Source organism: Actinocorallia sp. API 0066, assembly GCF_020991275.1.
Taxonomy (GTDB): domain Bacteria; phylum Actinomycetota; class Actinomycetes; order Streptosporangiales; family Streptosporangiaceae; genus Actinocorallia.
The window spans coordinates 25,609-46,997 of sequence record NZ_JAJLQY010000009.1; the positions used below are offsets into that span (position 1 = coordinate 25,609).

A 21,389-nucleotide genomic window follows, 5' to 3' on the forward strand; every position below is an offset into this window, starting at 1 on the left:
ACGTAACGTCCGTCCGTCACGCTGGGATCTCCCCGACCAGAGGAGATCCCAGCGTGACCCAGGTGAGGCAGGCCGTCATCCTGGCCGGCGGCAACGCGACACGGCTCAGGCCCTACACCGACCGGGTGCCCAAGGCGCTCGTCGATGTCGGCGGCAGACCGATCCTCGAACACCAACTGGCGTGGCTCGCGGCCGAGGGCGTCGAGCACGTGGTCGTCTCGTGCGGGCAGCGGGCCGAGGCGCTCACCCGGCACCTGCTCGGCCGGACGCTGCCGCTGGAGGTCGGCGTGATCGTCGAGGAGCGGCCGCTGGGCCGCGGCGGCGAGCTCAAGCACGCGGCCCGCGCGCTGCCCCGGCCGGACGCGCCGTGGCTCGCGCTGAACGGCGACGTGCTCACCAGGTTCTCGCTGGAGGAGATGGCGGCCCGGCACACGGCGGCCGGAGCGCTGATCACCCTCGGGGTGGCCGCGCTGCGCTCGCCCTACGACGTGGTGGAGATCGGCGCGGACGGCACCGTGCTCGGCCTTGAATCGGCGCCGGTGCTGCCGCAGCGCGTCAACGCGGGCGTGCACCTGTGCGCGCCGGAGGTGGTGGGGCTGCTGCCCGACCTCGGCGACCACGAGAGCGTCACGTTCCCGCTGCTGGCCGCCCAGGGGCGGCTGGCCGCGCACGAGATCGACGGCTACTGGCGCGCCATCGACAGCGCGCGCGACCTGCGTGAGGCCAACCGGGAGCTCAAGCACCTCGGCTGGGCCGCCTGACCGGCGGCGCGGATTCGCCCCGCCCCGCCGGAGCACCCGGCGGGGCATGAGGGGCGCGCACGGGCGCGACCGCCCGCGGACGCCCCTTCAGATCTTGCGGAGTACCGCGACGACCTTGCCCAGGATGCTTGACGCGTCACCCGGGATGGGGTCGTAGGCGGAGTTCTGGGGGAGCAGCCAGACGTGCCCGTCCTTGCGCTTGAACGTCTTCACGGTGGCCTCGCCGTCGATCATCGCCGCGACGATGTCGCCGTTGTCGGCGTCGGGCTGGCGGCGCACCACGACGAGGTCGCCGTCGGCGATGGCCGCCTCGATCATCGAGTCGCCCTGCACCTTCAGCAGGTAGTGCTCGCCCTCGCCGACCAGCTGCTTGGGCAGCGTGAAGACGTCCTCGACGGACTCCTCGGCGAGGATGGGGCCACCCGCCGCGATCCGGCCCACCAGGGGCACGTAGGCAGCCTCAGCGCCCTCGGCGAGACCCGTGCCGTCGACCGGGGCGGCCCGGCCCTGCATCCGCACCTCGACCGCGCGTGGGCGGTTCGGGTCGCGGCGCAGGAAACCCTTGCGCTGAAGCGTGCGCAGCTGATGGGACACGCTGGACGTGCTGGTGAGGCCGACGGCCTCGCCGATCTCGCGCATCGACGGCGGATAGCCGCGGCGCTGGACCGAGTCACGGATCACCTCGAGCACCATGCGCTGGCGCTGGGTGAGACCGCCTTCGTCCAGGGGTTCCTCAGGCGTCTGTACCTTGCTCATGGCGCCTTCCCCTCCTGTGTTCGCGTTCGTTCCGGTGTGGCCACACGCTGGAGCGGCGCCCGGCGTTCCGGCCCCGGCGCCCCACAATGCGTCACCAGGCGGAACGTCAGCGTGTCCGCGCTCCACCATCGTACATCCGTTCTATCGAATCTGCATTCGAGGACGGCACGGTCCGCGCGCATGATCGCCACTCGACACGCCGGGAGGGGGCGTGTGACAGGCCCTACAGCGCCGTCCCCGAGTTCGGCTTGCGTTGCCAAGATCAGAGGCTTAGGTTTAGGGACCACAACATCTAGTAGTTACATGGATGTAGTTCACCACAGGTTGTGTTCCGTCGGTGAACGGTTGACGCCGGAAGAACGGGAAGGAGACGTCGTGCACTGCCCGTTCTGCCGCAACCCTGACAGCCGGGTCATCGACAGTCGTTCCACCGAGGACGGCGCCGCCATTCGCCGCAGGCGCTCCTGCCCGGAGTGCGGCAAGCGGTTCACCACCCAGGAGAACGTCCTGCAGATGGTGGCCAAACGCAGCGGCGTCACCGAGCCGTTCATCCGGGAGAAGATCATCGCCGGGGTGCGCAGGGCCTGCCAGGGCCGCCCGGTCGACGAGGATGCGCTCGCCCTCCTGGGCCAGCGGGTCGAGGAGGCGATCCGGGCCACCGGCGCCGCGGAGATCCAGTCCCACGAGATCGGCCTCGCCATCCTGGGGCCTCTCCAGGAACTCGACGAGGTCGCCTACCTGCGCTTCGCCTCCGTCTACCGGGGTTTCGAGTCGCTCGACGACTTCGAGAAGGAGATCGACGCTCTGCGCCGGAGCACGCCGCCGGAATGAGGAAGCCGGCCGGCGCGCTGTAACCGGCACGAGCGCACACCTACCACCCACGCCCCTTCCGGCGGCAACACCCGGAGGAGGGCGTGATCCGTCATGTGCGAGCACGGGCCCTTGCGGGAGGGCCCAGATGAAGGGGGAAGACATGACAGAGACGGTCAGCGGACCGGCTCGTCGTGGCAAGACCACGGGTCGCAAGGGGCTGAAGATGCGCCGCATCTTCACCACCCCCGGCGTGCACCCTTACGACGAGATCACCTGGGAACGCCGGGATGTCGTCATGACCAACTGGCGCGACGGCTCGATCAACTTCGAGCAGCGCGGCGTGGAGTTCCCCGACTTCTGGTCGGTCAACGCGGCGAACATCGTCACCACGAAGTACTTCCGCGGCGCCGTCGGCACCCCGCAGCGGGAATGGAGCCTGAAGCAGCTCGTCGACCGTGTGGTGCGCGTGTACACCGAGACCGGCCGCGAGCACGGCTACTTCGCCACCGAGGAGGACGCCGAGATCTTCGAGCACGAGCTGACGTACACGCTCGCGCACCAGATCTTCGCGTTCAACTCGCCCGTCTGGTTCAACGTCGGCACCAGGTCGCCGCAGCAGGTCAGCGCGTGCTTCATCCTGTCCGTGGACGACACGATGGAGTCGATCCTGGACTGGTACAAGGAAGAGGGCGTCATCTTCAAGGGAGGCTCCGGCTCCGGGGTCAACCTGTCCCGCATCCGCTCCTCCAAGGAGCTGCTGTCGTCCGGCGGCACCGCGTCCGGGCCCGTCTCGTTCATGCGCGGCGCCGACGCGTCCGCCGGGACGATCAAGTCGGGCGGCGCGACCCGCAGGGCGGCCAAGATGGTCGTGCTCGACGTGGACCACCCCGACGTCGCCGAGTTCATCCAGACCAAGGCCCGCGAAGAGGACAAGATCCGGGCGCTGCGGGACGCCGGGTTCGACATGGACCTCGGCGGCAAGGACATCGTCTCGGTCCAGTACCAGAACGCGAACAACAGCGTCCGGGTGTCGGACGAGTTCATGCGCGCGGTGGAGGCCGACGCCGAGTTCGGGCTGCGCGCCCGGCTCAACGGCGAGGTCATCGAGACCATCAGGGCCAAGGACCTCTTCCGGCTCATGGCGCAGGCCGCCTGGGAGTGCGCCGACCCGGGCGTCCAGTACGACGACACCATCAACGACTGGCACACCTCGCCCGAGAGCGGCCGGATCACCGCGTCCAACCCCTGCTCGGAGTACCTGCACCTGGACAACTCCTCGTGCAACCTGGCCAGCATCAACCTGCTGAAGTTCCTGCGGCCGGACAACACCTTCGACGTCGAGCCGTTCCGGAACCTCGTCGAGCTGATCATCACCGCGATGGACATCTCGATCACGTTCGCCGACTTCCCGACCGAGAAGATCACCGAGACGACCCGCGCGTTCCGTCAGCTGGGCATCGGCTACGCCAACCTGGGCGCGCTGCTCATGGCGACCGGCCACGCCTACGACTCCGAGGGCGGCCGCGCGCTGGCCGCGTCCATCACCTCGTTGATGACGGGCACCGCCTACCGCCGTTCCGCCGAGCTCGCCGCCGCCGTCGGCCCCTACGACGGCTACGCGCGCAACGCCGACGCGCACAAGCGCGTCATGCGTAAGCACGCCGCGGCCAACGACGACATCCGCACGCTCGACGAGACGGACAAGGCGATCCACGCCGAGGCCACCCGTGAGTGGGCGGAGTGCCTGCGGCTCGGCGACAGGAACGGCTACCGCAACGCGCAGGCGTCGCTGCTGGCGCCGACCGGCACCATCGGCCTGATGATGGACTGCGACACCACCGGCATCGAGCCCGACCTGGCGTTGAAGAAGTTCAAGAAGCTCGTCGGCGGCGGCTCGATGGAGATCGTCAACCACACGGTGCCGCGGGCGCTGCGCAAGCTCGGCTACCCGGGTGAGCAGGTGGAGGCGATCGTCGCCTACATCGCCGAGCACGGTCACGTCATGGACGCGCCCGGCCTGAAGCGTGAGCACTACGAGGTGTTCGACTGCGCGATGGGCGAGCGCTCCATCAGCCCGATGGGCCACGTGCGGATGATGGCGGCGGCCCAGCCGTTCCTGTCCGGCGCGATCTCCAAGACCGTCAACATGCCCGAGACGGCCACCGTCGAGGACATCGAGAAGGTCTACTACGAGGGCTGGAAGCTGGGCCTGAAGGCGCTCGCGATCTACCGCGACAACTGCAAGGTCGGCCAGCCGCTTTCGGTCGCCAAGAAGAAGGAGGAGCCCGCCGCGGCTTCGGCGGCCGTCGCCGTGGCCGTCGCGGCTCCGGCCGAGGTCCGTCCGGTCCGCAAGCGGCTGCCGAAGAAGCGTCCGGCGACCGTCACGCGGTTCTCCGTCGCGGGCGCCGAGGGCTACATGACGGCCTCGACGTACCCGGACAACGGCCTGGGCGAGGTCTTCCTGAAGCTCGGGAAGCAGGGCTCGACCCTCGCGGGCGTCATGGACGCGTTCTCCATGGCCATCTCCATCAGCCTCCAGTACGGGGTGCCGTTGGAGACGTGGGTGGAGAAGTTCACGAACATGCGCTTCGAGCCCGCGGGCATGACCGACGACCCGGACATCCGGATGGCGACGTCCTTCATGGACTACATCTTCCGGCGGCTCGCCCTGGACCACCTGCCCTACGAGTCCCGCGCGGAGATCGGGATCTTCTCGGCCGAGGAGCGGGCGCTCCAGGCGTCCGGGGAGGACCCGGCGACGCTGCACACCGTCGAGGACGTCGAGGCGCTGGCCCAGTCGGCCCCGATCACGGCCCCGCGCCCCGCCGCGGCCCCGCAGCCGGTCCAGATCCAGCCGTCCCGCGTCGACGCGACCGAGAGCCACGGCCGCCGCACCGCCGACGCCCCGATGTGCATGACCTGCGGCACCAACATGCGCCCGGCAGGCTCCTGCTACGTCTGCGAAGGCTGCGGCTCCACCAGCGGCTGCAGCTAACCCCAGCCCCAACAAAGGGGCGGCAGGCCTCCCGGCCCGCCGCCCCTCCGCGTTCACTGAGACGGGCCCGGCGCGGGGAGAGGGGCGCCGGGCCCGGTGGGCCCTCCACGCGGGGGAGGGGGTCAGACGATGGGACGGCCTTGGCGGAGGCGGCGGCGGAAGTCCCAGAGGTAGAGGTTGAAGGGGAACTCTCGGGCGGGGCGGGGGAGGCGGCGGTTGACGGACGCCGAGAGGCGGACGAAACGGTCGAAGTGGCGCTGGGAGCGGGCGTCCCAGGGGAGGCCGATCTCGTCGCGGAACTCCTGGGGGAGGAAGCCCGTGGTGATGAAGCGCGAGAGGGGCCCCAGGGTGGTGCTGAGGGGCCTGGGGAGGAAGGCGAGGCCCGCGAGGTCCTGGAGGAAGGCGCGGGTCTTGGGGTCGGTCTCGATGGCGGCCACGCGGGCGTCCCAGTAGACGGTGAAGTCCTCGCGGGTCGGGGGCCACATGTCCGGCGGGACCTGAAGGCTGGTCGCCAGCCTGGCGGAGTGGCGGTAGAGGTCGTCCCACTCGCGCTCGGTGAAGGTGAGGTCGAGGGCGTTGATCATGTCCTCGACGCCCTTGTAGAGGCAGGCGGCCACCCAGAGCTGGAGGTCGCGGTCGAAGGCGTTGTACTTCACCTTCGCGTCGGGCGCGGAGACCACCTGGCGGTGCGCGCGGTTGATCTCGGCGCGCAGGTGGACGCGCTCGGCGGCGGTGCCGTGGCTGGCGACGGCGAGATACGTCAGCGTGGTCCGCAGGCGCTTGAGCGGGTGCTTGTCGATCCGGCCGCTCTCCACCCGGCTCTCGGCGACACCGTGGCCGACCTTGAGGTTGGACAGCTGCATCAGCACGTTGGGCATGCCGAGCGCCAGCGCGTACCAGTTGAGCGTGGCGCGGGCCGCGCGGGGAACGGGGCCGTCAGCCTGGGCGGGTTCGTCCCGGGGCGGGGGCGCCAGCGCGCTCGTCATGGATCCTCCAGAAGCTGGGATGGGGCCTCGGCGGGATCCACGGTCACACAAGTAAGTGTTTACTTGCAACATGTCGCGCGTCACACTTCGACACCATCGCGGAGTGTCCTCACCGTGTCGCCGTCCGTGGCGGACATAGGATGCTGCGCGCAACGGCACCGTGCATGGCGCGCTACGGTTCCGCCTGTCAGGTGAGGGGGCGTGGGGTGTCCACGCCCCCTTTGCCACGCTGGGATGATGGACGGCGTGACGGAAGCGGCGGGGTACGAGGTCGAGGCGGAGCTGCGGGCCGCGGGCGCGGTGCGCGTCGCCGGGATCGACGAGGTGGGCAGGGGCGCGTGGGCGGGGCCCGTCGTGGTCTGCGCCGCCGTGACGGACTTCGGACCGCCGCCCGAGCTGCCCAGGGGGCGCAGGGCGCCGGTGCGGCTCACCGACTCCAAGCTGCTCACCGCCGCGCACCGCGAGGCGTTCGCCGCCGTCCTGCCCGGCTGGCTGAGCGGCTGGGCGCTCGGGGAGGCGTCCGCGCGGGAGATCGACGAGCTGGGCATGACCGCCGCGCTGCGCAAGGCGGCGGTGCGGGCGCTGGAGGCGCTGCCGGCGCGGCCCGACACCGTCATCGTCGACGGCGCGCACGACTTCCTCGGCGGGCGCTGGCGGGTGCGGACCGAGGTGAAGGCCGACCGGCGTTCGGTGTCCGTCGCCGCCGCCTCGGTCCTGGCCAAGGTGCACCGCGACCGGTACATGGCGGAGCTGCCCGAGGCGGCGGCTTACGCGTTCGCCGAGAGCGCCGGGTACCCCTCGCCCGCGCACCAGGAGGCGCTGGAGCGGCTTGGCCCGAGCGCGCACCACAGGCTGTCGTGGTCCTACCTCGACGACCTGCCGCGCTGGCGCCACCTGAAGGTGCACCGCGATCCACTCGCCGGCGAGGGCCAGCTCAGCCTCCTGTGACGGCCGCCCGCGCCGCGCCCGGAACGTGGCACGTGTGAGCCGTGTGACGGATGCTTCGCCTGGGACATGATCGGGCAGACGAAAACGGCGTCATACGGGCGTGTTGCTGGACTTGCGGCGGGTCAGGGGCCAGGCTGTCGGTTCAAGATGGGAGCGCCGGGACGCATCGTGACCCGCCCGCCCACGGAAGCGGCGCGGGACCTTTTCGAGCGCGCACGCGGCGGCTATTTTCGGATGCACTCCGGTCTCCGGCGACTTGCCGGGATCTTGCTGCTGGCGGTCAGCGTCACTGTCGCGGTGACGGCGGGCCTGCCGGTGCCGGGCACCCTGGTGGGGGCCTTCGTCCTGCTGGTGGTGGTCGATCTGACGCTACGTTCCCCGGCCGGGGTCGCCGTCCTCGCGGTGGCGGCCTGCTGGCTCGCGCTTGTCCTTCCGCTCTCCCGCCTGTTCCCGGCCGACGCCCACCAGGGGCTCGCGCTGGCACTGCTCGCGCCGCCCGTCGCGCTGGCCGCGCTGCGGCTGCGCGGGTACGTCCCGTGGCGGAGCGCGCTGTGGGCGCTCGCGGTGGCGGCGCTCGTCACGGCGGCGCTGGCCGACCTCGCGCCGCGGCTGCACGCGGGCCCCGCCTGGGCCGCCGCGCTGCTCGTGCTCGCCTACCGGTGGGACAGGGCGCGCAGGGTGACGGCGGCCGACGCCTACGACTCCGGCTGGGTCGAGGAGGCGGTGCCCGAGCCCGTCCCGGTGCGGGCACCGGCGCTGCCGCCCGCGCCCGCGCCGGTGCCCGAGCCGCGTCCCGCGCCCGTCGTGGAGGCGGAGCCGCCCTCTGTCGCCGAGGCGCTCGCCGGGCTTGAGGAGATGATCGGCCTGGAGCCGGTGAAGCGGCAGGTCCACTCGATCGCCGCCTCCATCGAGGCGGCCCATCTGCGGGCCGAGGCGGGCGTGCCGATCGAGAAGCCGCTCCGGCACCTGGTGTTCGCCGGGCCCTCCGGCACCGGCAAGACGACCGTGGCCCGCGCCCTCGCCACGATCTTCCACGCGTTCCGGCTGCTTCCCTCGGCCCGGGTGGTCGAGGTGCAGCGCGCCGACCTCGTCGGGGAGTACCTCGGCGCGACCGCCATCAAGACCAACCAGGTGATCGACTCCGCGCTCGGCGGCGTGCTGTTCGTGGACGAGGCTTACGCGCTGCTGGGCGCGGGCGACGGGCAGACCGACAGGTTCGGCGCCGAGGCCGTCCAGGCGCTGCTGAAACGGGCCGAGGACGACAGGGACAACCTCGTCATCATCCTCGCCGGGTACGAGGCGGAGATGGAGGCGTTCCTGGACTCCAACCCCGGCCTCGCCTCCCGGTTCGGCACCCGCGTGCTGTTCCCCGGCTACCGGCCGGACGAGCTGCTGGCGATCTGCCGGGCGCACACCGAGGCGCGCGGCGACCGGCTCGCCGACGACGCGCTCGGCTACCTGGAGGACAGGTTCGAGGAGATCAGCCGCCGGGGCATCGTCGACCAGCTCGGCAACGGCAGGTTCGTCCGCTCGCTGGCCGAGGGGGCCGCCCGCGCCCGCGACCTGCGCGTCGTCTCGCGCAGCGCGCACCCCACCGCGGCGGAGCTGGTGACGGTGCGCGCGGAGGACATGGGCGCCGCCTACGACGAGCTCACCGCCCGCTACCGGGGCTACGCCGCCACCCCCACGCTGGAGGAGGCGCTCGCCTCGCTCGACGCGATGGTCGGCCTGGAGCCGGTGAAACGGCAGGTGCACCAGATCACCGCGCAGCTCCAGGTGCGGCGGCTGCGGGCCGCGCAGGGACTGCCCGCGCAACCGCCGATGCGGCACTTCGTCTTCACCGGGCCGCCCGGCACCGGCAAGACGACGGTCGCCCGGGTGCTCGGCCGGATCTTCGCCGCGCTCGGCCTGCTGGCCAGGCCGGACGTCGTCGAGGTCTCGCGGGTCGACCTGGTGGGCGAGCACCTGGGCGCGACCGCCATCAAGACGGGCAAGGTGATCGACTCGGCGCTCGGCGGTGTGCTGTTCATCGACGAGGCGTACAGCCTGGTCGGGAGCGGCTACTCCGGCGGCGACGCCTTCGGCCAGGAGGCGGTGCAGACCCTCCTGAAGCGCGCGGAGGACGACAGGGACAGGCTCGTCGTCGTCCTCGCCGGATACACCGCCGACATGGAACGGCTGCTCGCCTCCAACCCGGGGCTCGCCTCCCGGTTCGACACGCAGGTGCCGTTCCCGTCCTACGGGCCCGACGAGCTGTTGCGCATCGCGGTGGCGCTGGCCGCCGAGCACGGCGACCACTGGGACGACACGGCGCTCGACGACCTCGCGCTGGTCTTCCAGCGGGCGTGCGGGCGCGGCGCGATCGACACGCTCGGCAACGCCCGGTTCGCCAGGACCGTCTACGAGCGCTCCTGCGCGGCGCGGGACGTCCGTGTCTCGGCGCTGCCCGCGCCCACCGCCGTCGACCTCACCACGTTGACGCGCCGCGACGTGCACGGCGCCGAGTGACGTGCCGCCCATGACGCCGCGCCCGCGCCGTTGTACCGTTCGCGCATGATCGAGGTGCTGGCGGGCGGCATGCTGACGACGGTGCAGGACCTGGGCCGCAAGGGGCTCGGCCATCTGGGCGTGCCGGAGGCCGGGGCGGCCGACCGGGACAGCCTCGCGCTCGCCAACCGGCTCGTCGGCAACCCGGAGGACGCCGCAGGACTGGAGCTCACCTACGGCGGCGCTAGGCTGCGGTTCGTGAAGTCCGCGTGGGTGGCGGTGACCGGGGCGCCGGTGGAGTGGGCGGTGGACGGGCGCGAGCAGGGCTGCCTCGGGCCCTGTTTTGTGCCGGGCGGCGCCGTCGTCAGGTTCGGCGCGCCGCTGCGCGGCCTGCGCAGCTATCTCGCCGTCCGGGGCGGCATCGAGGTGCCGCCGGTGCTCGGCAGCCGCTCCACCGACCTGTTGTCGGGCCTCGGGCCGCGGCCGCTCGCCGAGGGCATGAGGCTGCCCCTCGGCCGGGTCGTCGGCGGCTTCAGCGGGGTGGACGTCGCGCCGGTGCCCGCGCTGCCCGAGCGCCCGGTGCTCGCGGTGATCCCCGGCCCGCGCGCCGACTGGTTCACCGAGGCGGCGCTCGACACCCTGCTGGGCGCCGAGTACCTGGTGACCGAGCGCAGCAACCGCGTCGGGGTGCGGCTGGACGGGCCCGCGCTCGACCGTGCCCGTGCCGGGGAGCTCGCCAGCGAGGGCATGGTGACCGGCGCCCTGCAGGTGCCGCCCGACGGCAAGCCGATACTGTTCCTCGCCGACCATCCGACGACCGGCGGCTACCCCGTCATCGCCGTTGTGGCCAGCGAGGACCTGGGCCTGGCGGCGCAGCTGCGGCCCGGCGGGACCGTGCGGTTCCAGCTCGCCAGGGCCTGACCTTCAGGGCTCGCCGCCCGGCCAGGCGCGCACGGCCGCCTGCAGCGCGGCTCGCGGCACCTCCTCCCACAGGTCGGCCTCGCCGGTCGCCGGATCCCAGGTGCCCGCGACCCGGCCCGAGCGCAGCACCACCGGAGCGATCCAGCCTGCCGTCCGGCTCACCTTGGCGCGGTGCTCGGGCGGGATGAGCGCGGCGCAGGAGGTGCCCGCGCCCAGCACGTAAGGGTCGAACGCGCCGAGCAGCGCCACCTCGGGCGCGGGCGGCGCGGCCAGCAGCTCCTCCACCTGGTCGGCTCTGACGTACATGGGCTCGCCCTCCACCCAGACTTGGGCGAGCTCGTCGCCGCAGGCCGCGAACCATGAGCGCAGCTCGCGCTTGCGGCTCGACCCCCGGGTCAGCCACGCGTCGAACATCTCCGGCGACGCCGGGCCGTGCGCGCCCAGGAAGTCGCCGATGACGACCCGGGCCGCGTCCTCCACGGCGGGTGGCTCACCCAGCTTCGGCGCGGTGAAAGTGATCTTGCTGCCCCGGGACGGGCCGTGACAGAGCACCCCCCACCAGGCGAGCGGCTTGAGCAGCGCGCCCCAGCCACTGCCGAGCGCCTCGCGCAGGTGCTCGTTACCGGTGCGCGCCACGACCTCCGCAGCCAGTTCCTCGCGGGTGAGGATCTGGCCGTCCAGCACCTCGCGGGCGGCCCCGGCGATCTCGGCGAGCTGCTCGGGCGTCGCCCCGAACGCCCTGGTCCAGCTCGGCTTCTCCCAGCTGCGGACGGTGGCGCACAGCGCGAGGACGGCGGCCGCCCTGTCGCGTGGCAGCAGGTGCAGGGTGCCGCGCATCGCCCACGTCTTCAGCAGCGCGCCCGACTCCAGCGCGGGCCCCGGCGGCCCCGCGCCGCGCACCCGCAGCGCCGCCGCCGCGCTCCCGGCGACCTGCGCCTGCACCCCGGCCAGCCGCCGCGCCACCGCCACCGGATCCGGCTCGCCGCCGGCGCCGTCGGTGAGGAACTGGCGTCGCATCCGCCAGGCGAGCACCTGGCCCCACGTCGTCTCGCGGCTCCGCGTCGTCTCAAGCATGGCGCCGACGCTACGTCACGCCTCTGACAATTCCCGGAACCGCACGCGGTCGCCCGGTTCCAGCAGCGACGGCGGGTCGCGGTCGGCGTCCCACAGCGCGAGCGCGGTGCGGCCGAGCAGCCGCCAGCCGCCCGGCGACGCCGACGGGTACACCGCCGTGTACGGCCCGGCGATCGCGACGGATCCGGCGGGCACCGACGTGCGCGGGGTGGTCCGGCGCGGCACGACGAGCGCCGGATCGATCCCGGTCAGATAGGCGAATCCCGGAGAAAAACCCAGATAGGCCACCCGGTACTCGGCGGCGCAGTGCCGCCGGACCACCTCGCCCGGCGCAAGCCCCGTCACCTCCGCGACCTCCGCGAGGTCCGCCCCGTCGTAGACGACCGGGATCTCCACCAGCCGTCCGCGCGGCTCGGCGGCCCCGGCCTCCAGCGCGCGGATGCGCTCGGCCGCGTCGCCCGGCGGGCCGTCGAACACCACGAGCACGGTGCGCTCGCCCGGCACGATCTCCGCGACGCCCGGCAGCCCGGCCGCGGCGACGGCGGCGCGCAGCGCGTGCGGGGCGCCCGTCTCGACGAGCAGGGCGCGGTCGCCGGCGCGCCGGATCTCCATCAGGCGAACGGCACGATCTGCACGCCCGCGTCGGTCAGCGCGCGCCGCACCGCCCTGGCCAGCTCGACGGCGCCCGGGGTGTCGCCGTGCACGCAGATCGACCGCGCGCTGACCGGCACGAGGGTGCCGTCGATCGCCTCGACCTCGCCGGAGACGGCCATCCGCACCGCGCGCTCGGCGACCGCCTCCGGATCCCGGACGACCGCCACGGGCGACCGCCGCGACACCAGCGTGCCCTCGGGCGTGTAGGCGCGGTCGGCGTAGCACTCGGCGACCGTCTGCAGGTCCTCGTTCACCTCGGCCAGGACCGAGCCCGGCAGCGTCAGCACCGGCAGCGACGGATCGTAGGACAGGACGGCCTCCGCGACGGCCATCGCCTGCTCGCGGTCGTGCACGACCCGGTTGTACAGGGCGCCGTGCGGTTTGACGTAGGCGACGCGGGTGCCGCAGCTGCGGGCTATCCCGTCCAGGGCGGCGAGCTGGTAGAGGATCTCCGCCGACAGCTCCTCGAACGGCACGTCCATGGCGCGGCGGCCGAACCCGGCGAGGTCGCGGTAGGACACCTGCGCGCCCACCGCGACGCCCCTGGCCTGTGCCGCCCGGCACACCGACCGCATGATCAGCGGATCGCCCGCGTGGAAGCCGCACGCGACGTTGGCGCTGGTGACGACCGACAACAGCGCCGTGTCGTCGCCGAGCTGCCAGGCGCCGAAGCCCTCGCCGAGGTCGGCGTTGAGGTCGATGGTCCGCAGATCCATGACGGTGGGCCTCCTGCCGAGCTCGACGGCGCGGCCCGCCACCAGCTTGTCGGTCATCCGTGCACCTCCTCGCGGACCTGCCCGACCTCCGTCACCGGCGCCCACGCCTGGTAGACGCCGCGGTCGAACCGCTCCAGGCCCAGCGCCTCGGCGACGGGGGCGCGGCCGCCGGTGTACTCCACCCGCAGCCAGCCGTCGTGCTCGCCGATGATGAGGAACGGCTCGCCCCGCCACACGCAACGGGTGACGACGTACCTGAGCCGCTCGACCTCGTGCGCCGGGACGACCTTCACGAACCTGCCCGGCGCGGCCGCCACAAAACCCATCCTGGGGTCGGCCGAGTACAGTCTCACCTCGTCGTCACCGGGCGCGCAGGCGAACTCCTCGCCCTGCCAGACCGCGTAGTAACCGTCGCGCATCACACCGCCGCCCATCGGGTCGCGTCGGCGTCGAACATGGCGACGAGCACCCGGCGGCCCGCCCTGTCGAACCGGTAGATCTCGGCGCCGTGCGGCAGCCGCTGACTGTCCACCTTGAACTCGGGGATCGGGGAGCCCAGGCCGGGAGCGAACCCGTTGCCCTCGAAGGGCGGATGCTCCACCACCCAGCCGCCGGGCATCCTGGCGAGCGACCCCTCGTCGGTGCCGCCGAACGGGGTGCGCAGCGCGCCGCCCACCCGCGAGTGCCAGCGCAGCACGTGCACGGCCTCGTCGTCGGCCGAGAAGGTCGAGGCGCCGTGGGCCAGGGCGAGCGCCGCGTAGAGCTGCTTGGGCGTGGTGAGCGCCAGCACGTCCGCCACCCGGTGCACGTAGCCGGCGACCCTGTCGTAGCCGCCCTCCAGGTAGTGCACGACCAGCGAGTGCGGCAGCACCTTCTGCATGACGAGGCGGGTGGAGCCGCCGCCGCCCAGCCGCGCCAGGGTGAGCGCGTCCAGGTAGCCCGCGCTGGGCTTGCCGTCGTCCACGGCGAGCTGCCAGTGCGGCTGAGGCCAGTCCGCGACCAGCGAGCGCAGCTCGGTGACGCGGTGCGGCTCCTCGGGCGGCGCGGTGAACGCGCGCACGTACACGCCGTCGGAGTAGACGACGGTGCCCGCGACGTACAGTTCGGCGCTGCCCAGCACCTCCAGGTAGCCGTCCCTGTCGCCGTTGGCCTTGGCCTCGGCCAGGCGCAGCGCGGTACGGCGCGTGGGCTTGGCCGGAGCGCCCGCGACGGGCACGTCGGACGCGCCCTCGGCGGCCTGCGCGCGCTGTGCCTCCTCCTGCTCCAGGGCGGCGGCGCGGTGTACGTCGGCGACCGTGTCCGTGCTCGACGGGCCCGAGGGCGGCGGGTCGCTCTGGCCGCCGCCCCACCAGCCCGGCGCGGGGTCGTCGGAGACGGACGGGAACTGGGCGGTGTCCTCCCGGGAGTCCCAGGACTGCTGGTAGTCGAAGCCGCCGTACTCCTGGACGGGACGCTCAGGGCCGCCGACCGGGGGAGCGGTGAAGGAGCCCGACGTCAGCGGGTCCTCGGCGGGCGGCCGCGGGGCCGGGGGCTGCCCGTACCCGGGCGGCGCGGGCGGCGGGTCGTGCGTGACGGGCGGGAACCGGAAGGACCCCGACGTCAGCGGGTCCTCCTCAAGGTCGGAAGGCCGGGGCAGCGTGTAGGCGCCGGTCGGGAAGCCCTCCTCCCCGGGGTACGGGACGGGACGCGTCGTCAGGGGGTCGTCGGCGGGGAAACGCCCGGTGTCGGTGACCGTCATCAGCGGGTCGTCCGGGTGCGGACGCACCGGCAGGGACTGCGACGTCAGGGGGTCGTCCTCGAAGGACGGCCCGTACGACGGCTCATAGGAAGGCTCGTAAGAAGGCCCCGGTGACGGAGCCTCGTACGTCGGCTCGTAAGAGGGCCCCTGCGGAGGCGGGTAGGACAACACGTCATAGGCGCCCGAGCCAGGGACCGACGCTCCGGGGTCGCCGAAGGGCGGCGGCTCGGGGAACTCCTCACGGACCGACGGCACGGGCGTCAGCGGGGGAGCGGCGTCGGGGAACGGCGGCGGCACGTGCTTCTCGGTGGCGCGGGCCGGATCGGCGGGCTCCACGCCGAACTCCGACAGCTCAAGGAAGGTGCCGCCCCGGAACGACTCGTAGGCGAGCTCGTCAGGGGAGTCCGCGCGCTGCACGTCGCGCAGCGCGATCGTCATGATCGTGGCGAGCTCGCGGTAGGCGTCGGGCGGCGAGGAGAAGCTGAGGTCGTAGCTCCAGTTGCCGAACGACTCGGGCCTGCGCCAGCCGATGTCGGCGAGGCGGTCCTCGGCCACCGGGTCGAAGCGCAGCGCGGCGGTCAGGACCGAGCTGCTGACGGCCTCGGCGTGCAGCAGGTCGCCCGTGCGGAACGCCTGGACGTAGTGGCTTCCCTCGGCGCGCCGGTGCACGACGAGGACCATGTGCGAGTCGAGTCCGGCCAGCTCGCGGGCCAGCCGCTCGGTGAATTCACCCCAGTCCATGGCGTCACTGCGTCCGTGAGGTCTGGTTCCAGCGGCCGCTCACCCCGTCGAAGACGGCGATCATGCCGGTGTCGGACCACAGCTGCGCGCCGTGCGGCAGCCGGATGGGCAGGCCGGGCGCGGGCGGGAGCGGCTGGGCGTCCGCCGCGGCGGCCCGCTCGGCGCCCCTGCGCGTCTCGGCGAGCCGCTGGACGTTCGCCGCGTCGAGCCTGATCTCGCTCGGCAGGCCGGGATTGACCGTCAGTTGCCAGGTCGGATCGGGCCAGCCGCCGGCGAGGCCGAGGATGTCGGTGCGGTGGTGCGGGCCCGCGTACCCGGCGGCGTCCTGCGCCGCCGGGGAGGTGAACGCCAGCACGTGCACGGCGCCGTCGTGCAGGACGGTGCGGTACCCGACCTGTCCGGCACCGGTCAGCGGCAGCAGCAGTTCGGCGAAGATCAGGACGTCGAAGTAAGCGACGTGGTCGTCCTTGCGTCGGGCCTCGGTGAGCACGTCCTCGATGGTCGGCTCCCGAGGAGCCTCCCTCGTGGGTTCTCGCGCGGGTGTGGGCGCGGCGATCGGGGCGGGCGCGCGGCGGCGGCCCGCCTGGTGGGCCGAGGTGATGCCGAAGCGCGGCAGCTCGATCTGGCCCGTCCCGTGCCGGTGGAAGGACTCGTAGACGAGGTCCAGGGGGCGGCGGACGCCCTGCACGTCGCGCAGCGCGGTGACCATCATGTCGGCGAGCAGGGCGAACGCGGCGGGACCCGGATCAGGTGGTAGCTCGGTCCACCAGTTGGCGGGCGACCAGTCGGCCGTGGGGGGCCGCCAGCCCGCCTCGCTGAGGATCTCCTCGTCCGAGGGTTTCAGCAGCAGCGCCCCGTCGAGGAAGTTGTTGCTCACCGACTCCGCGTACAGCCGGTCGGGCTCGCGCATCGCCTGCACGTAGTGCCTGCTCTCGTCGTGCTCGCGGACGATGAGGATGGTGTCGCGGTCGAGGGTGGCGAGCTCAAGGGCGAACCGCTGGGCGAACTCCGACCACTCCAAGGCGATTCTCCGTTTCACGCTGTGGGGAATCCCCCCGGACATCCCAGCGAATGATCCCGACCCGACGTCACTTCGGCAACCGGGAGGGCACAGTCTAAAGGTCTTCGGGGCGCATCTTCCGGAGAGCCCGCCGCAGACCGGGACGGTCCGCGTCGTACCGCACCACAAGGCGCATCAGCGCGTGCACCACAAGGTGGCGCGGCCCACCCTCGTCGAGAAGCCGCTGTGTCGTCTCCCAGAGTTCCGGAGGGTCACCTTTCCACAGCCGGTCGGCCAGCCGCTCATATCCGTCGAGTTCGGCCTCGGTCGCTCCGGGATGCTCGTAGGCGAGCATCGTCCTACGGTCGGCGGAATCGGCCGGGTCGAGCGCCGCCAGCTCGCCGGTGAGGAACGGCAGCGCGAACGCGCGCCGGGGCAGCGCCTCAAGGTCGCCGTCCGGAAGGAGTTTCGCCACGAGGGCACGGTCCAGGCCGGACGCCGAAGGGTCGCGGTACGCCTCGCTGAACTTGTGGGTGGCGTCCCACACCGCGTCCAGGGTGGCGCGGACGCCGTCCTGGGGCAGGCCGGTGCGGCGGGCCGCCCAGCGCACCCACGCGGCCAGCACGTGCGGCATCGCCTCCTGCTCGGCGGGCGACAGGAAGACCTTGCGGGGCAGCCAGTCCAGCAGGAACATCTCGCACTTGATCGGGCTGACCCGAAGCGGACGGCCGAAGTCGCGGGCGCACCCGTAGTCGATGATCCGGTCCACGCAGCGCCCGGCGGCGGCGAGGTCCGACAGGTCGCCGGCCTCCTCCGAGGCGAGGAAACGCGCGCCCAGGGTGGCCTTGCGGTCGCCGCTCCAGGCCGGGAGCGGCGGCCTGCGCCCGCCCGGAGGCAGGATCCTCACGCGGGCCCGTAGCAGCGCGTGGTAGGAGGCGAAGGTGTCGCTTACCGGGGCGTCCCGCAGGGAGCCCGTCAGGTCGAGCGCGGGCTCCAGGAGCGCCCTCGTCTCGTGCGGGTCCATCTCGTCGAACTCCATGAGTTCGCCCGCGGCCTCCGCCCGGCAGTGGTCGAGCAGCCTGTCGACGTGGGAGGACACCCACGCGTCCCTGACGAGCCCGCCCTCGGCCGGGATGTCCCAGCGGCCGCCCAGGTTCTCGTCCACGAGCACGACGAGCGCGTGCCGCTCCTCACCACCATAGGTGAAGGTGCAGATCACCGACTTCTGGTCGCCGTAGACGTCCCTGGACAGGTAGCACGCCTCGGACTGGACGAGGTTCAGGCGCTCGGCCCACGGCGGCCGGGCCACACCCGTGCCCATCAGCCGCAGCGCGCCCCGCTCGGCATGGCGCTGCTGGCGCGGCGTGCCCAGCTGCGCGACGCCCGACAGCAGCGCGAGCGCCGCCGGGGTGCCGCTGCCGACCGCGTGGTCGAGCAGCGCCTCGCCGACGACCCGCTCGACGTCGCCGCGGCCCGATCTGCCCCCGTACCAGGCGCCGAGGATCTCGCTGACGATCAGCTCGGCGTCCAGCGGACTGCGGACGGCGAGCAGCTCGCGAGCGTGCACGAGCATGTCGTCGAAGATCCCCGAGATCTCCTCGGCGCGGCGCGGACTCACGGTGAGCCACCCTACCCGCAGCCACCAGGAGCCTTCGGGAAAATCTCCGCGCTTCGGCGGGACGGGCGACACGCCGGACGCCCGGGGCGGTTCCGCGGTTGTCCACAGGCACGCCCGACCCGGCGGGCGGCGCCGTTCCATAATGGGCCCATGGTTGAACTGCGACTCGCCCAGGACCCGGAGGCCGACGCGCTGCTGGGCCGCAGCCCGCTGGCCGCCCTCATCGGCATGCTCCTGGACCAGCAGGTGCCGATGGAGCGGGCGTTCGCCGGCCCGCTGGCGATCGCGCGGCGGATGGGCGTGCCGGATCTCGACGCGCACGAGATCGCCGCGCGCGACCCGGAGGAGTTCGCGGCGCTGATGGCGCGGGCCCCGGCCGTCCACCGGTTCCCCGGGTCGATGGGCAAGCGGGTGCAGCAACTGTGCGCGTACCTGGTCGAGCAGTACGACGGCGACGCCTCGGCGATCTGGCGTGACGTCCCGGACGGGCGCGCCCTGCTGCGCCGCCTCAACGAGCTGCCAGGGTTCGGCAAACAGAAGGCACAGATCTTCCTGGCGCTGCTGGGCAAACAGTTCGAGGTGGCGCCCGAGGGATGGCGTGAGGCGGCCGGAGCCTACGGGGAACAGGGTTCTCACCGTTCGGTAGCCGACATCACCGGTCCGGAATCGTTGATCAAGGTGCGCGAGTTCAAGAAGGCGGCCAAAGCGGCGGCGAGAAACGAGGGCTGATCCCGATACCGGCGAGTTAGGGGTCGGGGAGCGGTCCGGCGTTCTAGGATCTCGGGGCGGTTCGCGCCATGGCGCCCGTTGGAGGGGACGACTAGGGTGACTTTGACCGGCTGGGCCCGAGGAGCCGGGTGGTTGTGGAACCACCCGCGCACCGGGATGATGAAGTGACTCCGACCGCGGTAGTGATGGAGGCGGGAGCGCTAGCCTGCTCCCATTCACCCAAAGTGATCACAACTTGCCTCGCCGTAAGGCGTCAGGGGCACCGGAGGTGGCGGCGATGAGCACCGATACGTCTGTGCCAGGACCGCGGGTCTCGGGCCTCTCCGCGGCCGACTCCGCCCTCTTCGCGACCCTCGTCAAGGAAGCCCCGATGGGCTTCGCGTTCTTCGACGCCGAGATGCGCTGCCGCCGCGTCAACGAGACGCTCGCGCGGGCGCTCGGCGTCCCGGCCGAGGAGCTGGTGGACGAGCAGCCCGCCGGGCCGCTGCGCGAGGAGCTCGCGGCGGCGCTCACCGCGCAGATCGCCGAGGTCGTCTCCACCGACCGCGCCGTGGTCGACCGGGACCTCAAGTTCGGCCCCGTGGGCGCGCCGGAGAGCGACGCCCGCTGCTGGTCCACGAGCTGGTTCCCCTCGCACGGCCAGGACGGCAAGATCCTCGGCGTCGCGCTGGTCGCGGTGGACGTCACCGAGCGCCGCCTCGACGAGGAGCAGATCCGCCGCCGCGAGGAGCGCTACCGCTCGCTGGTGGAGGCGTCCTCCCAGGTCGTCTGGGTGATGTCGCCGGGCGGCGACGCGGTGGACGACGCGCCCGAGTGGCGCGCGATCACCGGCCAGACGCTGGAGGAGTACCGCGAGGGCGGCTGGCTGTCGGTCGTCCACGAGGAGGACAGGTCGCGGGTCGAGGCGTCCTGGCGGGAGGCCCTGGGCGACAACCGGACGTTCCAGATCGCTTATCGCATCCGTACCAGGACGGGCGCCTACCGCCAGTACGAGGTGCGGGCCGTCCCGATCAAGCGGGGCGAGCAGGTGGTGGAGTGGGTCGGCGCCAACACCGACGTCACCGGCCAGCGCGAGGCCGACGAGATGCGCGGCCGTCTCACCGAGCAGCTCTCGGCGGCCGCCCTGCGCACCGCCCGGCTGCAACAGGCCACGTCCATGCTGGCCGAGGCGCTGACGGTCTCGCAGGTCGTCTCGGTGATCACCGAGGTGGGCAGGTCCGCGATCGGCGCCGACAGGTCGTCCGTCGCGCTGCTCGACCACGACAAGCTGAAGCTCACCGTGATCTCCCCCGACACGCCCGAGGGCGAGGAGGACAGGGTGATCCCGGTCAGCGCCGCCACGTCGATGTCGGTGGCCGTCCGCGAGAGCCGCCCGTTCCTGGCGTCCACGCCCGCGGCGCTGCGCCAGCAACTCGGCGGCGGCACCGACCTCGAGCTCTACCTCGCCGACACCGACGAGCGCGCCTGGGTGGGCCTGCCGCTGCTCATGGCGGGTTCGGCGATCGGCGCGCTGCGCTTCACCTTCACCCGGCCCAGGGAGATCACCGAGGAGGAACGGGTCTTCCTTGAGGCGCTGGCGGGCCAGTGCGCCCTGGCCGTGGGCCGCGCCACGCTCTACGAGCAGGAGCACAAGACCGCCGAGACGCTCCAGCGGTCCCTCCTGCCCGACAGCCTCCCGCAGCTCGCCGGGATGCAGCTCGCGGCCCGCTACCACCCGGCCACCCGGCACGTGCAGGTCGGCGGCGACTGGTACGACGCCTTCCGCCTCGCCGACGACAGGCTCGCGGTGGCCGTCGGGGACGTCATGGGCAAGGGCGTCCTGGCCGCCTCGGTGATGGGCCGGGTGCGCAACGCCCTGCGCGCGCTGGCTTTGAACGATCCGCGTCCGGCGGCCGTCCTGGCGGGCCTGGACAGGGTCTTCTCCGCCACCGAGGCCGAGGAGCAGTTCGTGACCTTGGCCTACGCGGTGATCAACCCGGACACGGGCGCCGCCGTGGTGTCCAATGCCGGACATCCGCCCGCCCTCGTCGTCCGGACGGACGGGCCGCCGTCGCTCGGGTTCGCCGAGCCCGGCACCCCGCTCGGGTGGCCCTCCCAGCGCCAGCAGTCGAGTTTTTCGGTGGAACCCGGCAACACTGTCGTGTTCTACTCCGATGGACTTGTGGAGAACCGTCGGCGCGGGGTCGACACGGGTCTGGACGAACTGGTCGAGGTCGCCGGGAACGCCCCGCCGGACGTGGTCCGCGACCCCGAGATCCTCGTGGATTACCTGGTCGACCAGATGCTGGCCGGGTATGACCAGGACGACGACGTCACGGTACTCGCGCTCCATGTTCCACCCAGAAACACGGCGTAGTCCGTACGAAGGACCACTGGACTCCCCCTAAGGTGGTGTGTTACCGGGCTCCGGGTACGATGCTCCTTCCCTGACGGGCCTGAGGAACGTGCTCCA

At 72.6% G+C, this 21,389-nt stretch carries 17 protein-coding genes; 8 read left to right on the top strand and 9 right to left on the bottom strand.

What is annotated here, in order from left to right; genetic code table 11:
* Positions 1-53 precede the first annotated feature (53 nt).
* On the top strand, positions 54-761 hold the full coding sequence (locus LO762_RS21835) for a nucleotidyltransferase family protein (protein WP_230617724.1): 708 nt from the start codon (positions 54-56) through the stop codon (positions 759-761).
* Positions 762-848: 87 nt separating this feature from the next.
* Here the strand turns inward: LO762_RS21835 and lexA are convergent, their stop codons facing one another.
* On the bottom strand, positions 849-1,517 hold the full coding sequence (lexA, locus tag LO762_RS21840) for a transcriptional repressor LexA (protein ID WP_230617725.1): 669 nt from the start codon (positions 1,515-1,517) through the stop codon (positions 849-851).
* Positions 1,518-1,892: 375 nt separating this feature from the next.
* Here lexA and nrdR point away from each other — a divergent pair, with 375 nt between their 5' ends.
* Together nrdR and LO762_RS21850 are read left to right on the top strand one after the other, a co-directional pair.
* Positions 1,893-2,348 (top strand): transcriptional regulator NrdR, encoded by a 456-nt coding sequence (gene nrdR / locus LO762_RS21845; RefSeq protein WP_230617726.1) that lies wholly within the window; start codon positions 1,893-1,895, stop codon positions 2,346-2,348.
* Positions 2,349-2,490: 142 nt separating this feature from the next.
* Positions 2,491-5,325 (top strand): vitamin B12-dependent ribonucleotide reductase, encoded by a 2,835-nt coding sequence (locus tag LO762_RS21850; RefSeq protein WP_230617727.1) that lies wholly within the window; start codon positions 2,491-2,493, stop codon positions 5,323-5,325.
* Between the two features lie 122 nt (positions 5,326-5,447).
* Here the strand turns inward: LO762_RS21850 and LO762_RS21855 are convergent, their stop codons facing one another.
* The gene (locus LO762_RS21855; RefSeq protein WP_230617728.1) at positions 5,448-6,311 is read right to left on the bottom strand and encodes an oxygenase MpaB family protein; all 864 of its coding nucleotides are present in this window, start codon (positions 6,309-6,311) and stop codon (positions 5,448-5,450) included.
* Positions 6,312-6,548: 237 nt separating this feature from the next.
* Between LO762_RS21855 and LO762_RS21860 the strand changes: the two genes are divergently transcribed.
* From LO762_RS21860 to LO762_RS21870, 3 genes are all read left to right on the top strand, one after another.
* The gene (locus LO762_RS21860) at positions 6,549-7,259 is read left to right on the top strand and encodes a ribonuclease HII (protein ID WP_374201585.1); all 711 of its coding nucleotides are present in this window, start codon (positions 6,549-6,551) and stop codon (positions 7,257-7,259) included.
* Positions 7,260-7,493: 234 nt separating this feature from the next.
* The gene (locus tag LO762_RS21865; RefSeq protein ID WP_230617730.1) at positions 7,494-9,767 is read left to right on the top strand and encodes an AAA family ATPase; all 2,274 of its coding nucleotides are present in this window, start codon (positions 7,494-7,496) and stop codon (positions 9,765-9,767) included.
* A 45-nt stretch (positions 9,768-9,812) separates the two neighbouring features.
* Positions 9,813-10,667, top strand: coding sequence for a biotin-dependent carboxyltransferase family protein (locus LO762_RS21870; RefSeq protein WP_230617731.1), 855 nt, complete (start codon positions 9,813-9,815; stop codon positions 10,665-10,667).
* Positions 10,668-10,670: 3 nt separating this feature from the next.
* Here LO762_RS21870 and LO762_RS21875 read toward each other — a convergent pair whose 3' ends face one another.
* The 7 genes from LO762_RS21875 to LO762_RS21905 form a co-directional block, all read right to left on the bottom strand.
* Complete coding sequence (locus LO762_RS21875) at positions 10,671-11,741, bottom strand: DNA glycosylase AlkZ-like family protein (protein ID WP_230617732.1); 1,071 nt, start codon at positions 11,739-11,741, stop codon at positions 10,671-10,673.
* 15 nt (positions 11,742-11,756) lie between these two features.
* Complete coding sequence (gene pxpB / locus LO762_RS21880) at positions 11,757-12,353, bottom strand: 5-oxoprolinase subunit PxpB (protein WP_230617733.1); 597 nt, start codon at positions 12,351-12,353, stop codon at positions 11,757-11,759.
* Positions 12,353-13,111, bottom strand: coding sequence for a LamB/YcsF family protein (locus LO762_RS21885; protein ID WP_230618000.1), 759 nt, complete (start codon positions 13,109-13,111; stop codon positions 12,353-12,355). The genes pxpB and LO762_RS21885 overlap by 1 nt, the downstream gene beginning before the upstream one ends.
* Before the next feature lie 53 nt (positions 13,112-13,164).
* On the bottom strand, positions 13,165-13,530 hold the full coding sequence (locus LO762_RS21890; protein WP_230617734.1) for a hypothetical protein: 366 nt from the start codon (positions 13,528-13,530) through the stop codon (positions 13,165-13,167).
* A complete protein-coding gene (locus tag LO762_RS21895) occupies positions 13,530-15,590 on the bottom strand; it encodes a hypothetical protein (protein ID WP_230617735.1) in 2,061 nt (686 codons plus the stop codon). Before LO762_RS21895 ends, LO762_RS21890 begins: the two co-directional genes overlap by 1 nt.
* 4 nt (positions 15,591-15,594) lie before the next feature.
* Positions 15,595-16,629, bottom strand: coding sequence for an SseB family protein (locus tag LO762_RS21900; protein WP_230617736.1), 1,035 nt, complete (start codon positions 16,627-16,629; stop codon positions 15,595-15,597).
* Between the two features lie 76 nt (positions 16,630-16,705).
* Entirely contained in the window at positions 16,706-18,208 is a 1,503-nt protein-coding gene (locus LO762_RS21905; RefSeq protein WP_230617737.1) for a hypothetical protein, read from the bottom strand.
* A gap of 150 nt (positions 18,209-18,358) precedes the next feature.
* On the opposite strand from LO762_RS21905, the gene LO762_RS21910 reads away from it, so the two are divergent.
* A complete protein-coding gene (locus tag LO762_RS21910; RefSeq protein WP_230617738.1) occupies positions 18,359-18,937 on the top strand; it encodes an HhH-GPD-type base excision DNA repair protein in 579 nt (192 codons plus the stop codon).
* A gap of 277 nt (positions 18,938-19,214) precedes the next feature.
* A complete protein-coding gene (locus tag LO762_RS21915) occupies positions 19,215-21,293 on the top strand; it encodes a SpoIIE family protein phosphatase (protein ID WP_230617739.1) in 2,079 nt (692 codons plus the stop codon).
* The last annotated feature ends 96 nt before the right edge of the window (positions 21,294-21,389 follow it).